Here is a 13,671-nt window from a genome sequence, read left to right as displayed (position 1 = left end):
GCAGATTTCGTAGGCGCTGAGGAGCTGATCCCGAAGATCCAGAACGAGGGATGGTTAGACTTCGACGTAGTAGTAGCTACTCCGGACATGATGCTAAAATATACTTAGTTCCTTTGCATTGATACAGATGTTCTAAATTAGAATAAAACGTTTCTTCTTGTTCCAACAAATTCATCCTTGTAAAATGTTCTTGCTGCATCTCTTGATATATTTTCACTTTTGCCTCTTTTGTTTTAACTGAATTTATATTATAAACACATCCAGCTAAAGTAACCTCTATAAAACTTTTCTTTACCTCTTCATAAATTCCTTTTTCATTCAGCGCATCAAACACTTGCTCATATGCTTCAAAAAACATTTCTGGATTTTTACTTTTTACACTTTGAAGATTATTCTTTTGTCCAATTCTATAACTTATTAAAACCTCATCTATATATGTAATTTTATTCGCTAACGCTAACGATAATAATACAAAAAAAGCATCATTTGTATGCTGCAATTCCTGAAACTGCAATTTTTCTCTTTCAATAAATTTTCTACTATATAATTTTGTCCATGGACACGGTGTCGTAATATTAAATATCTTTTCCGGTATATCCTTTCGTGAAAATACTGACTTATCTCCTATATACTCTTTCCGCAAAAAATCCGGTCTTTCTTTATGTTCTCCATTATCTACATTAAAACACTCCCCTCCAAACAAAACTATATCTGCATTTACTTTTTTCCCTTGTTTATATGTTTTTTCCAATAGTCCTCTTTCAAACAAATCGTCCGAATCAAGGAATATAACAAATTCTCCATTTGCTTGTTTCAATCCATTATTTCTTGCAACTCCAGCATATAAATTTCTTTGATGTAAAATTTTGATTCTATCGTCTCTTTTTGAATATTCTTCCAAAATTTCCAATGAACGATCCGTCGAACCATCATCTACACAAATAATTTCTATTTCTTTTAATGTCTGACATATTAAGCATTCAATAGCTTCTTCTAAATATGTTTCTGCATTATATACTGGCATTATAACCGAAACTTTAATTTCACTCATTTGTATTCCTCATTAAATGTTATTTTTTAGGACTTTTTTCGGCTCCATAAAGCCAATTTAATACAGCGCGGTATATATAGCAAATATTTTCCAACTCGAAATGTTATTGAATTTTTTATTGCTTTTATTTCATTTTCCAATCTCTCATCTTCTTTTCTTTGCTTTTCTTTTAACAAAATCACTTCGTCCCTAAATCTTCTATAAAACGGATATCCATACTTCTCTTTTCTATCTATTTCTAAACAATCATACACTCGTCTGATCCACTCTTCAATTTCTGTCTCACCCTCTATAATTCCACAACAAATTATCTCTCCAAACTCCTCCGTCATCCGAAACCACGTCAAATCAACTAGTCTTTCCAGATGATTTCTAACTGCCATATCCATATCCATATAGATACCCTTCAACAGCGCTATCCGTTTTTCTCTTGTCCATTTCAAATCTCTATGACCATAACGATATCGATACACCACTTTCTTTACCGCATAAAACTTTTCGGCAGTAATCATCGCTTTTACAAAAAATGGAGGATCCTGAAATCGAATCAATTTAGGGAAATACAACTGATGTTCTAATATAAATTCCCGATTATATAAAAATCTATGATACCCAAAATCAAATTGCCAATCCCTGTATTCAATTACACCCTCTTTTTGAAATACATATCCAAAATACTGTTCTGGAAATTCTGTTCTGACCTCTCCCGTCCTGTCATTGTATTCACTAAACTCCCCGCCACATATCTGACACCCACTATTTTCCGCTTTTTCAAAAAGGACTTCCAGAATATCCTTTTCTGGATACCAGTCATCTGGATCCATAAAAATCAGATATTTACCGGAAGCCTTTTTAATTCCGTTATTCCTTGCTGTCGAAACTCCCTGATTTTCCTGACGGATCGGTAAAATTCTGGCATCTGCTTTCGCATATTCTGCCAGAATTTCCCATGATCGATCCGTTGAACCATCATCAATACATACTACCTCTATCTCTTTTAAAGTCTGGCTCAAAATACTGTCCAGGCACTCTTTCAGATATAATTCCATATTATAAATAGGAACAATTATTGATACTTTCGTCATATGCTCTCCAATCATTTCTATTTTCTTTGTTCCATATATGCATCACATACAGTCTCTACTTCGCCAGCCATTTTAAGCACCCCATGATCCAACCACGCTGCATGATCACAAAGTTTTTTCACTGTCTCTATATTATGTGACACAAATAATAAGGTTGTTCCACCCTCCAGCATGTGACTCATGCGTTCCATACATTTCTGTTGGAAAAGGAAATCACCTACTGCCAGAATTTCATCAACAATTAAAATCTCCGGCTTAACCATCGTTGCAATCGAAAAGCCAAGTCTGGCAGACATACCGGATGAAAAATTTTTAATTGGAGTATCAAGGAAATCATGCAATTCTGCAAAATCCACAATTTCATCAAAATGCTCTTCCATAAATTTCTTCGAATGTCCTAAAACAGTTCCATTCAAATAAATATTTTCACGAGCTGTTAAATTCGGATCAAATCCTGCTCCTAACTCAATCAGAGGCGCAATCTCTCCATTTACGGTAATACTCCCTTTATATGGCTTTAAAATTCCACTAATTGCCTTTAAAAGTGTTGATTTTCCAGAACCGTTCACGCCAATGAGCGCCCACGCTTCACCTCGTTTTACTTTAAAAGAGACATCTTTTACTGCCAGAAATTCCTGAAATATCAGTTCTTTTTTTATCAGCTTAATAATGTATTCCTTCAGGTTATCAACCTTTTCACTCGCCATATTAAAACGTATGGTTACGTGATCTATTTCGATTGCATAATCTTCCATTTCAGCACCTGTTCCTTAAATATATAAAATAAAGTCATCCTGTTTTCGCTTAAACATTAAGACTCCAAGCACCAGCATCACAAATGCTATCAACCAGCCGCCCCAGAAAACACGTGGTCCCGGAAAACGACCATAATAAACTAAATCTCTAAACTGCGCCACATAATAATATAACGGGTTCAATCCCTTTACGATAAAGGCAACACTGCCTGGTAAGGACTCCACCGGATAAAAAATCGGTGTTAAGTACATCCATGCTGTAATAATTGCCTGGTAGATATACTGCACATCTCTAAAAAAGACATTGAACTCTGCTAAAAAGAATCCCAAACCACAACAAAAGATATATATTTGAATTACTACAATTGGGAACAAGAAAAAGGTCCAATATATATGTGCTCTTGTGGCAAGCATAACAATAAATAATGCTCCAAACGAAAATAGCAAATCCACCATACAGCTCGTCACCTTCGATAAGGTAAAAATGTATTTTGGCACATACGTTTTTTTCAAAAGCGCCGCATTGCCCGTAACAGAGGTCATCGCCTGGTTTGTCGATGTAGACATAAAATCAAACAACATCTTCCCCGTAAACAAATACACCGGGAAATTTTCAATATTCCGGCTGAACATCGTCGAAAACACAATCGTCATAATAATCATGACAAACAACGGATTCAGCACACTCCACAGATATCCCAGAAAGCTGCGTCGATATTTTAGTTTTATGTCACGGCTTACCAGCTGTATCAGAAGATCTTTGTATTTCATAAAAACATTGATCCGGTCAATCCAAGCCCTCATTTTTTGGTTCCTTTCTCTATCTCCAAATACTGTTTCCATGCATCCATGCATGTGAATTTTTGAATCTCATTCCGGTATTTCTCGGCTGCTGATTTATGTTTTTTCATCAACCTCCATGCGTCACGGTAAAGTCCACAAGCCAGCCACATCTGTTTCCAGTCTTTCTTTGCCAGAACGGCTTTTCCCGAAAACGGCTCAAACAACACAACTTTTTTCTTCCGGAATGCCTGGAACGGAGATTCAACTGGCGATAAAGCGATTATTTTTTTATCCGCAGGAAGCAGCCAGCCATTGAATGTGGCTTTTTTTACCAGATTTGCCGCTTTTCTCGCCGGGCCGAAATATTCGTTTACCGTTTTCACTTCATAGGAATCCCGATAGTCTTCCGCATATTGTTTAATCCGACGATAGTCTTCTTCCCCTAATTCTTCCTTCAGATTTTCAATCGGTTTCATTGCAACCTGCTCTCGAAGCCAGTTATTCAACTTTTCTGCATCCGTTTTAGATAACCATTCCGGTCCACGGCAGAAATCATAGAATGCCTGATATGCCAATCGCATTTCTCCGTAGCGGAATTCAATGATATCCACTGTAATACGTTTCCAAATCCATTTAAGGATCTCTGTTTGACTTCTCTCCTTTTCGATCAAAGCGGTCGTAATTAATGTATTCCGCACATCGTAATACGTATTTACGCCTGTAAAGGTAAGTTCAAACCCTTTATGCCATACGCCAAATCCATTTAAAAAGACGATTCCCGCTTTCTGGTTTCGAATGCCAAATTCGATATCATCATGGTGAAGAAACAGCGGGATCGGCAGATTATCCGGGCGCACAAGATTCAAACTCATGCAGCAGCACCACCAGCCGGAATACGGCGTGTTTTTATGAACTGCTTCACACATATATTTATCCGTACATGTGTGGAAATCTCTTAAATCTGCCAGTGGGAAATCATTCTTTACTACAAATTCTTCAAACCACTCTCCGGCTGCCTGCTGAATATACAGGAAATCCTCCCGCCACAAGCTTCCGCCTAAGGTAATATCCTCCCACTCATCCTTCCGCATCCCCAAAAATCCATACGCCCGCACAAACAGCTCCGGATCCATGACCGCATCGTCATCCATCATCTGTACGTGTGTCAGTCCCAGGCGTTCTTTCTCCTCGATCGCTTCAATCATGCCTCTCGTAAAGCCGCCGGCGCCGCCGACATTTCGGTTTGGAATGATGCGAATTGTATCTGGATGCTGGGCAGCCAGGCGGCTGATTTCTTCGTGTTCCGAGAGTGTTCTCCCATTATCCACCAGCCAATAGCAGAGATTCATCGATGCATTTTCCGGGCGCTCTAAAAAGCGGAGAACACTTTTTAAATTTCGCAGCACATACGGTTCGCGTTTAAATGTACAGACAACCGCCGCGATGCGAACCGACTTTTCCTCCTGACATTTTCCCTCATACCACCCAGACAGCTGCGGTACATCTGATTTGCTGCTTATTCCTGGTTTTACTGAAAACCAGAATACACCTTTATCCGTCTCCTGATACGGAAATTCCAATGTCAGCGGCTCCGGCTGTCCGCTCAATTCGATTTCACGGATCATGGTTTCGTCATGTATCAGCCGGACTGCCTGGCAATCGCCCACTTCCAGATGCAGCGTCAGTGTTTCCTGATTTGTATATTTTTTTCTTTTTTCTATATAAAAGAGATTGAAATAGCCATTGAAATCAATCCACTCACCATCCGGTGGAAATACAGCTCTTCTTCCCTGCAAATGTCCGGTTCTGGGAACCGTATATTCTGTAATCTCATCCGCTCTTCTCCTTCTTTTGTTTCGTCAGAACTGGCGTTTCTGATGTTTCAGCACCCAAACCGCCGCCCCATACAACCGATACCGGCTCATCCGGAGCGCCTTTACCGCCTTATTCCGGTTTGCATGATAAATTCCCGGATATTTTTCCAATAATTCCTTGTCAAACCGAACCAGCTGATTTCTCACCTTTTTATCCGCCGGAAGGCTCAAAAGGATCTTGACTCTTCCTGCCGCCACGCGGGCGATTCCGCTCTCAATATAGCGCAGTTTTTCTTCAGAGCAGGCAATCTCTCCATTCCGGCATTTCTGATAAAATGCACACAAGGATTCCAGCACCCGGTCGTAATTTTTCTTATTCTGAATCATTTTTTTCGGGCTGACACTCTGACCTGCACGTCCAATCCGGTACTGGTAGACAAAATCCGGCAGAAAGGACACGGTCCGCACCCACGGAATCGGATACAGGATGTATTCCGCATCGACGTAATAACAATGTTCGTCGATCGAAAGCGGCATCTGTCTCAAAATCTCTGTCCGCCAGGTAATCCCATGCATTTTCATATAAACCTGATCAGCGATACCATCCAAAACGTATGATTTTCCGTATTTCACACCCTTGAATGGCTCTTTCATCTCCGCCTTACTCGGAAAAGAGGATTCCTCCCCGCTTCCATTGTCAAACCGCCAGTAAAAGCCGCTGACAACCGCATCATCGCTGGTATGTGCCAATGCATCTAATAAATTTGAAAATGCCTGCGGCTCGACCCAGTCGTCGGCATCGACGACCTTTAGATACCGGCCGCGCGCCTCCCGGATGCCGCAATTAATGCCGGAACCGTGACCGCCGTTTTCTTTATGAATCACACGGACTGTATCGGGATAGATTTTTGCATATTGATCTGCAATTTTTCCGGTGTGATCTGTCGAACCATCGTCTACCACCAACACTTCCAGGCACGACTGCCCATTTTCTGGTATCTCGCATCCGGTTCTGTCTCTCCTTTCTCCATGTCTGAAATTTCAGGTTTTTCAAGAACTAGACGTTTGTTTGTACATTCGTCACAGAGAGAGTCCAATGTGTATTTAATATATTTTTCCGCGTTATACGCCGGGATGACGACTGTCAGAAGCGTTTCCATTGTCCGCCACTCCTTCCGTACTTTCTTTTAACATCATGATCTTCGGGGTCATCAGCATCAGCTTCAGATCCAGAAGCAGAGAATAATTCCGTATGTAGGTCAGATCCAGTTTCAGCTTGTCATAGGAAGTCGTATTGTATTTGCCGTAAACCTGAGCATAACCAGTCAGTCCCGCTTTCATTTTCAGGCGATAGCAAAATTCCGGGATCTCTTCCTCTATCTCCGCCGCCAGCTCCGGCCGTTCCGGGCGCGGTCCCACAATCGACATCTCGCCTTTCCAGATATTAAAAAGCTGCGGAAGCTCGTCCAGACGGGTTCTTCGAAGGAAATGTCCGACCGGCAGAATCCGGTCATCATTTTCAGCCGCCAATCTAGCGCCTGTTTTCGCTTCTGCATTCTGAATCATCGTCCGGAATTTGCAGATCTGGAACTCTTTTCCTCCCTCTGTCAGCCTCGTCTGCTTATAAAACACTGGTCCCCGGTCGGTCAGATAGATTGACAACGCCACCAGCAGAAAAAATGGCGATAAAACAACGATTCCCAATCCTGAAAAGAATAGGTCAATCGCCCGTTTTACAAACCGCTGTCCCCCGGAAATTCCTTCATTTCTGGACAGAAGAAGCGGGCTGTCGAAAATATCCAGTTCTTCGGACGTCCGAATCAGAATGTCTGAAAGTTTCGGCACCGTATAGGTACGGATGTCCTCTTCAAAACATTTTTTCAACAGTGCATTCCGGTCCTTGGCCGGAATATCGCCGATAATCAAGGCGTCAAATGCTCCTGCTTCCCGGATGATCGCCTCCATTCCCGCCCGGATATGAATCGCTTTCACCAGGTAATATTTATCCTCGCGCGAATTAATTTTTTCCATCAGATGAAATGCCGGACGATCGCCGCATACCAGAAGCATTCTTCTCGGCGGAAACAGCAGCCGGTACAGCCGCTGAAATAAATATGTCCAGACGATCGCCGCCAGAAGCTGTACCAGCGTCATCGCCAGCAAAATCCGCGGATCGTGAAATTTCTTATCCAGCAATGAGATTTGTATATAGGTAATAATATTTAAAAGCCCGATCGACAGTATCTGGGAGCAAAGCAGATTTCCCTTTTTCAGATATCCGATCCGGAATCCCCCATATGTATATAGGAAGAAAAACAAAATTCCTGCATACAGGGCGATCATCAGCCAGTTTCCTCTTCTCCAAAATGGAAATTCAATTAATTTATTGAAATAACCGTTCCAGACGCATCTATAAATTCCCGTCAGGACAGCCATCAAAATGACCGCGCCTCCCATTCGGAACAGCCTCTTGAATGGTTCGTATTGTCTCAAAATCGTATCCTCTCGCAACTGTCTGCTTTCTCACAGGCAAACTCCGCGTACAAATGTACGGTTCTTACCAAACAGTTACTTTCTTTCATCTTTTTTTATCCTGAACTATCAGGCGTGCATTCTTTCCCGCAACTTTTTCTGATACAAATAGCCGCGAATCCCAACCGGCAGTATGCTTGCCGCCACACGCACAGCACAGTTACTTATATATTCAGGAAACGTCAAAAATCCACTTTTATAAAAATGGGTCTGCAGACGCATATTTTCTCTCGCATACGCCAGACCGCCGCGCCGCTGCATCATGCCATTTCCCGTTCTCGCGTATACCAGCACATCCGGCAGATTTTCCGCCCGATAACCAGCCTGCAGCATCCGCACCCATAGTTCGTAATCTTCGGCGCCCTTCACGGCACGATAATTGCCAACCGCTAAAACAGCGTCCCGCCGCATCATAACCGCCATGTGGTTCATCGGGTTGCGCCTGCGGGCAAATATAAGAATCTCCTCATAACCGCACGGCAGCGTCCGGGTACCGGTGATACAACAATCTTCTGGAATCTTCACCGGCTCTTTCGGTGTATCTATCGTCCACTGCATATTTGCTGCTTTTTCCAGCGAATCCATCTCAAACTCGGCAATCGCCCCGCTCGCCAGCGCCAGCGCTGGGTTGCCTCGGAACTGCACCAGCTGCTTTTCACATCGTTCCGGACAGGCGATATCGTCGCTGTCCATGCGGGCAATCAGATTATTTCGGCAGCTTTCCACCCCTGCTGCCAGTGCCGGTCCTATGCCGCGATTTTCCGGCAGACGCACGATTTTTATCTGTTCGGACCATGTTTCTTCTAATTTTCTGATTACTGCATCGAGTTCTTCCGTCAGCGGACCATCGCAGACCAGGACAAACTCATCCGGGGAAACACTCTGTTTCATCATGCTGAGCGCCGCCCGGTAAAAATAGAACGGATTTTCCTTTCGGTAAACAGGCATCAGAACGGAATACTTCATATCAAAACTTCTCATATGCCTGCCACCTGCTCCCGGTTTTCATCGCCTTTTACACGGATCGCCAGTTCGACCCGCCGTGCTGCTCCCAGCATCGGTATCTCCAGCGTCACAACCCGTTTTCGGATTCGTTTCCGCACGATCTGTCCCAGCGACTCTCCCAATATGCCTTCCGCCGACACGAGCTCTCCCGCCTCGTTTACCTGTACGAGAAATCGTCTTACCGTATGCTGCGGATCCTCTCGAAGCAGACGTTTCAGGAAATCTTCCTCCGCCTTTTCCAACGGTACTGCCTTCTCATCGAGCGGAAGCTTCGCAGAACCAGCCAAAATTCCTATCTTCTGTTCCAGTTCTCCCGCATCATCCGTATCCACAAAGATATATCCCGGAAACATCGGCTCCACACCGATGTGATAAATCCCGCCCATCCGCCAGGACCGTTCTTTAGACAGCACAAAACAGGGCTTATCCGACTCTCCCGAATAAACCCGGTTCAATTTCTCTGCCATCTCAGCTTCTCTTCCTGCAGGCGTTTGTACTGCGTACCACATACCGAGCTTCTTCCTCTCGTTTTTACAGTTTTCGCAGAATACCTAGTTCTGCGAAATTTGGAGGAAATTTCAGAGACACAAAAGGAGCTTTATTTTGACAATATTGATTTTTAAATAGTATTAATCGGAAATTTGGTAAATAATTGATCAGAAATGCGTATCTTAATAATTTCATAATAGATTCTTGGGAGAAACTTCTATTGAATTCGCTCTAAAAGCATAGTATAATGAACAAAGATTTCGCAGAACTAGGTATTCTGCGAAATCTTTATTGTTTGATTTATTTTGCAATATCATACAGTATATATACACATTATCTTTATGCTCAAATTGTGTATAATTGCCCTTACTTAGTTTTTTAACATACAAAAAGCAGAGATGGATCTTTTTATGATTTCATCTCTGCTTCCCAATTTTCTTATTCTTTTATGTCCTACCGAATTTTCTGATAGAGCCGTATATCCCTTAATACCGTTATCTTAGATACTTACTTTTTCTTCACCATACACCGTTTCTTAAAAAACGAAATGCCATAGCAGAGTACCTGATCGTAGTCATCCTCATACTTCTTCGCATACACTCTGTCATCAATCTGCCACAGAGCTGTATCGCACTCACTTTCTAATTTTTCCAGATTTTTCGTATACTTTGCCTCAAAGACTGCAACCCGTGCATTGATGGAATCGTAGACGACCACATCGCTTCGACCTTCTCCATGCTCCTTATTGGAATCCACCATATACCCAGCACCGGTAAAGATTCCAGCGAGAAAAGCATGGTAAAAATCTTCCCGATAATCATGGTAACTGATCGTGCGCCGCAGCAAAGCATTCATCTCTCTTGTAATGCCCTCGTTGTCACCGTTCCAGACCGCATCAAACAGGGCATTCCGATCCCATTTCCTGGTGCTGTCATCGAACCATTTGATAACGGTCGTTTCAAAGATCTCTTTAATTTCCGCATTCGGAATCATAAGGACAGCCATGCCATCTGGCAGATCATCCTTATAATCAGCTCTGCGCGCTTTCGTTAAGTATCCTGTCAGATACAACATGCTCTGTTTTTTATCGCCTATTTCAAATAAAAAAATTATTTCTGTCTCGCCTTAAACGCACGGTCAATCTCCCGCTTCGCGTCCTTTTTCGCCAGATCGTCTCTCTTATCATACAGCTTCTTACCGCGTGCCAGACCAATCTCCACTTTTACGAGACTTCCCTTAAAATACACCTGCAGCGGCACCAGCGTATATCCTTTTTCTTTGATCTTTGACATCAGGCGGCGGATCTCCAGTTTGTGGAGAAGAAGTTTCCGCACACGCAGCGGATCTTTGTTAAAGATATTTCCCTTCTCATATGGCTGATATGCATGCCGAATACATACACCTGACCGTCGCTCTCGATCTTGATAAATGCTTCCTTGATGCTGCATTTACCCATGCGGATCGATTTAACCTCGGTACCGAATAGCTCGATCCCAGCTTCGAATTTATCATCGATAAAATAATCATGGTAGCTTTCTTATTGTTCGCCACCATCTTGATTCCTGCTCCCATTTTAATTCCTCTTTCCCTCTCTACTTTTTACATCTTATTTTACAATCTTCTACTTCCAGTACACCGCCGGCATAAAATCAATCGTCCTCGCATACCGGTCGCACGCAGTCACGCGGACGCGGATAGTCTGACCGAGCTTGTACGTCTTTCTCGTCATCTCTCCGACCAGCTCATAGTGTGCTTCGTCAAATACGAAATAGTCGCCGCGCAGTTCATTGACATGAACTAATCCTTCCACCGTGTTCGGTAGCTCGACATAGAAGCCCCAGTTGGTGACACCGGAAATGACTCCCTCGAATTCTTCTCCGATGTAATGTTCCATGTACTGGACTTTCTTCATCTTATCAGTCTCGCGTTCGGCTTCGTCAGCGCGGCGCTCCAGTGCCGAGGTCTGGACTGCCACTTCCGGCAGGATTTTTTCAAAATGGGCGGTTTTTCGCGCATCCATATTGCCGTGCAGGCACTCTTTGATGATCCGATGGATCTGCAGATCCGGGTAACGGCGGATCGGGGAGGTGAAATGGGTATAGTATTTCGCCGCCAATCCAAAATGACCGGAGTTCAAGGTCGAATATTTCGCCTGTTTCATGGAGCGCAGCGTCAGACGGCTGAGCAATGCCTCCTCCGGCGTGCCCTCGATCTTTTCAAGCAGCTTTTGCAGCTCTTTCGGGTGGACTTCGCCGCCCGGCATCCGCAATGTATATCCAAAGTTGTTGATGAACGTGCCGAGTTTCGCCATCTTCTCCTCATCCGGTTTCTCATGGATTCGGTAGAGGAACGGCATTTCCTGCCAATAATAGTCCTCGGCTACCGTCTCATTTGCCATCAGCATGAAATCCTCGATAAGCTTCGTCGCCGCGTTGCGCTCATACGGCTTGATCTCGATCGGGCGTCCTTTGGCGTCGAGTAAAATCTTGCTCTCTGGAAAGTCGAAGTCAATCGCACCGCGCTCCTGGCGCCTCTTGCGGAGAAGCTGCGAAAGTTCTTTCATTTGCAGGAATAAATCCACAAATTCCTTATATTTCTCCTTTGTCTCTGCATCATCATCCGTGATGATCGCATTGACCGCCGTATACGTCATCCGGCGATCGACGCGGATCAATGTCTCTGCAATCTCATGTCCGATCACGACGCCTTTGTCATTGATCTCCATGATACAGCTCAGCGCCAGGCGATCCTCGCCCTGATTCAGGGAACAGATACCGTTTGAGAGTTTATGCGGCAGCATCGGAATGACGCGGTCGGTCAGATACACGCTCGTTCCGCGCTTTAATGCCTCGCGGTCAAGCGGGCTGCCCTCGCGGACATAATGGGTCACATCCGCGATGTGTACACCGAGCCGGTAACCCTGCTCCGTCTTTTCCAGCGTGATCGCATCGTCGAGATCCTTCGCTTCCTCACCATCGATCGTGACTGTCGGCAGATCGCGCAGATCCTTGCGTCCCGCCTTGTCCTCCTCGCGGACGGCATCCGGGATCTCTTCAAGCTGCGCCATGACCTCCGGCGGAAATTCTTCCGGCAGACCGTATGCTTTTACGATCGATAAAATATCGACTCCCGGATCGTTCATATGTCCGAGAATGCTGGTAATCACGCCCTCCGGCTTCTTATCCGGGCTGTTTCCGTAATCCTTGATCTTCACGATGACCTTATGACCGGTCACTGCGCCCGCGTCACACCCCTGCGGGATGAAAATGTCGCGTGAAATCCGTGGATTGTCCGGAATCACAAAACCGAAACCGCCGTTTTTCTCATACAGACCGACCAGCTCCTGATTGGCGTGCTCCAGGATCCGCACGATACTTCCCTCGGCTCTGCGTCCGCCGTCGCTCTCCTGCTCAATCACAACCAGCACCTTATCGCCATGCATCGCGCCCTTTGTTTTTTCACGCGGAACGAACACATCCTGCTCACGTCCCTCGATTGTCACAAAACCGAAGCCCTTCGGGTGTCCCGAATAAATACCTGCCTCTGAAAATGTCTCCGGGCGTCCCAGCTTGCCCTTGCGGGACATGCTGATTTTTCCCTCTTCCAGCAGATGATCGATAACCCGCTGCAGCTCCCGGCGCTGTTCCTTCGGAATATTTAAAAGAAGTGCCAGCTCCTTCAGCTTCATCGGCACGTATGCCGGTTCATTCATGACATCCTGAATCATCTTGCAGCGGCGGGTAAACTCCTCCTCGGAAGCGCCAGCATCCTCACGCTCCTTCTTGCCGCGCTTTTCGCGCTTCTTATCCATCTCACGCTCAAGCTTTCGATCACGGTCTTTCTTTCCCGCTTTATCCTTTTTCTGGCGCACCGACTCCTCTTTCGGACCTTTCGCACGCTCCGGTTTTTTCTTCTTTTTTCCGTACCTCTCTTCCCACTCGCCGATCAGCCCATCCCCGTCAATCTGGCGCTGTACGCTGCTCTCCCGGCTTTCTCCGGACATTTTCTCTCCCCGCGCTTCTTCTTTCCGCATCGCAAACCGCTGTTCTGCATTTTTCCGGATCGTCTCCAGCATCTCGTCCGAGAGCTTCATCTCCGTCTGCTGACGTTTTTCAAACGCCTCTCTTTCTCTCCTGCGATTTTCCGGCATTTTCTGT

At 44.6% G+C, this 13,671-nt stretch carries 11 protein-coding genes and 2 pseudogenes; 1 reads left to right on the top strand and 12 read right to left on the bottom strand.

Features of this window, described 5'->3' with window-relative positions:
* Positions 1-93 (top strand): annotated as a pseudogene (locus DWZ16_RS10065) (50S ribosomal protein L1); the annotation flags it as partial.
* On the opposite strand, the gene DWZ16_RS10060 reads toward DWZ16_RS10065, so the two are convergent.
* The 12 genes and pseudogenes from DWZ16_RS10060 to rnr all read right to left on the bottom strand — a co-directional run bounded on the left by DWZ16_RS10060 (position 77) and on the right by rnr (position 13,241).
* On the bottom strand, positions 77-1,024 hold the full coding sequence (locus tag DWZ16_RS10060) for a glycosyltransferase family 2 protein (protein ID WP_243021996.1): 948 nt from the start codon (positions 1,022-1,024) through the stop codon (positions 77-79). The pseudogene DWZ16_RS10065 and the gene DWZ16_RS10060 overlap by 17 nt on opposite strands.
* Before the next feature lie 53 nt (positions 1,025-1,077).
* Positions 1,078-2,136, bottom strand: a complete 1,059-nt coding sequence (locus DWZ16_RS10055) for a glycosyltransferase family 2 protein (protein WP_182427334.1) — start codon at positions 2,134-2,136, stop codon at positions 1,078-1,080.
* A 17-nt stretch (positions 2,137-2,153) separates the two neighbouring features.
* On the bottom strand, positions 2,154-2,891 hold the full coding sequence (locus tag DWZ16_RS10050) for an ABC transporter ATP-binding protein (RefSeq protein WP_118472840.1): 738 nt from the start codon (positions 2,889-2,891) through the stop codon (positions 2,154-2,156).
* A gap of 15 nt (positions 2,892-2,906) precedes the next feature.
* On the bottom strand, positions 2,907-3,734 hold the full coding sequence (locus DWZ16_RS10045; RefSeq protein WP_333549114.1) for an ABC transporter permease: 828 nt from the start codon (positions 3,732-3,734) through the stop codon (positions 2,907-2,909).
* Positions 3,692-5,470, bottom strand: a complete 1,779-nt coding sequence (locus DWZ16_RS10040; RefSeq protein ID WP_118522726.1) for a glycosyltransferase family 2 protein — start codon at positions 5,468-5,470, stop codon at positions 3,692-3,694. The genes DWZ16_RS10045 and DWZ16_RS10040 overlap by 43 nt, the downstream gene beginning before the upstream one ends.
* A 63-nt stretch (positions 5,471-5,533) precedes the next feature.
* The gene (locus tag DWZ16_RS10035; RefSeq protein WP_118522725.1) at positions 5,534-6,451 is read right to left on the bottom strand and encodes a glycosyltransferase; all 918 of its coding nucleotides are present in this window, start codon (positions 6,449-6,451) and stop codon (positions 5,534-5,536) included.
* A 159-nt stretch (positions 6,452-6,610) separates the two neighbouring features.
* Positions 6,611-7,981 carry an exopolysaccharide biosynthesis polyprenyl glycosylphosphotransferase gene (locus DWZ16_RS10025; RefSeq protein ID WP_118522723.1) on the bottom strand — a complete coding sequence of 457 codons (1,371 nt, stop codon included), beginning with the start codon at positions 7,979-7,981 and terminating at the stop codon, positions 6,611-6,613.
* A gap of 108 nt (positions 7,982-8,089) precedes the next feature.
* Positions 8,090-9,001 carry a glycosyltransferase gene (locus DWZ16_RS10020; protein WP_118522722.1) on the bottom strand — a complete coding sequence of 304 codons (912 nt, stop codon included), beginning with the start codon at positions 8,999-9,001 and terminating at the stop codon, positions 8,090-8,092.
* On the bottom strand, positions 8,998-9,534 hold the full coding sequence (locus DWZ16_RS10015) for a transcription termination/antitermination NusG family protein (RefSeq protein ID WP_118522721.1): 537 nt from the start codon (positions 9,532-9,534) through the stop codon (positions 8,998-9,000). The genes DWZ16_RS10020 and DWZ16_RS10015 overlap by 4 nt, the downstream gene beginning before the upstream one ends.
* A 487-nt stretch (positions 9,535-10,021) precedes the next feature.
* Complete coding sequence (locus DWZ16_RS10010) at positions 10,022-10,588, bottom strand: PD-(D/E)XK nuclease domain-containing protein (protein WP_118522720.1); 567 nt, start codon at positions 10,586-10,588, stop codon at positions 10,022-10,024.
* Positions 10,589-10,623: 35 nt separating this feature from the next.
* Positions 10,624-11,086: pseudogene (gene smpB, locus DWZ16_RS10005) on the bottom strand (SsrA-binding protein SmpB).
* 49 nt (positions 11,087-11,135) lie between these two features.
* Positions 11,136-13,241: a ribonuclease R gene (gene rnr / locus DWZ16_RS10000; RefSeq protein WP_118468835.1), complete on the bottom strand. Its 2,106-nt coding sequence runs from the start codon at positions 13,239-13,241 to the stop codon at positions 11,136-11,138.
* Between the last annotated feature and the right edge of the window lie 430 nt (positions 13,242-13,671).

Source organism: Clostridium sp. AF29-8BH (assembly GCF_003478145.1).
GTDB classification, from domain to species: Bacteria; Bacillota; Clostridia; order Lachnospirales; family Lachnospiraceae; genus Otoolea; species Otoolea fessa.
The sequence above is the reverse complement of the archived record's forward strand: the minus strand, read 5'-3'. Positions and strand labels throughout refer to the sequence as shown.

Excerpts from the sequence above, each read along its gene's own strand:
- DWZ16_RS10050 (WP_118472840.1), bottom strand. The coding sequence starts at position 2,891 with ATGGAAGATTATGCAATCGAAATAGATCACGTAACCATACGTTTTAAT.
- DWZ16_RS10055 (WP_182427334.1), bottom strand. The coding sequence starts at position 2,136 with ATGACGAAAGTATCAATAATTGTTCCTATTTATAATATGGAATTATAT.
- DWZ16_RS10015 (WP_118522721.1), bottom strand. The coding sequence starts at position 9,534 with ATGTGGTACGCAGTACAAACGCCTGCAGGAAGAGAAGCTGAGATGGCA.
- rnr (WP_118468835.1), bottom strand. The coding sequence starts at position 13,241 with ATGATTCAGGATGTCATGAATGAACCGGCATACGTGCCGATGAAGCTG.
- DWZ16_RS10045 (WP_333549114.1), bottom strand. The coding sequence starts at position 3,734 with ATGGAAACAGTATTTGGAGATAGAGAAAGGAACCAAAAAATGAGGGCT.
- DWZ16_RS10010 (WP_118522720.1), bottom strand. The coding sequence starts at position 10,588 with ATGTTGTATCTGACAGGATACTTAACGAAAGCGCGCAGAGCTGATTAT.
- DWZ16_RS10060 (WP_243021996.1), bottom strand. The coding sequence starts at position 1,024 with ATGCCAGTATATAATGCAGAAACATATTTAGAAGAAGCTATTGAATGC.
- DWZ16_RS10020 (WP_118522722.1), bottom strand. The coding sequence starts at position 9,001 with ATGAGAAGTTTTGATATGAAGTATTCCGTTCTGATGCCTGTTTACCGA.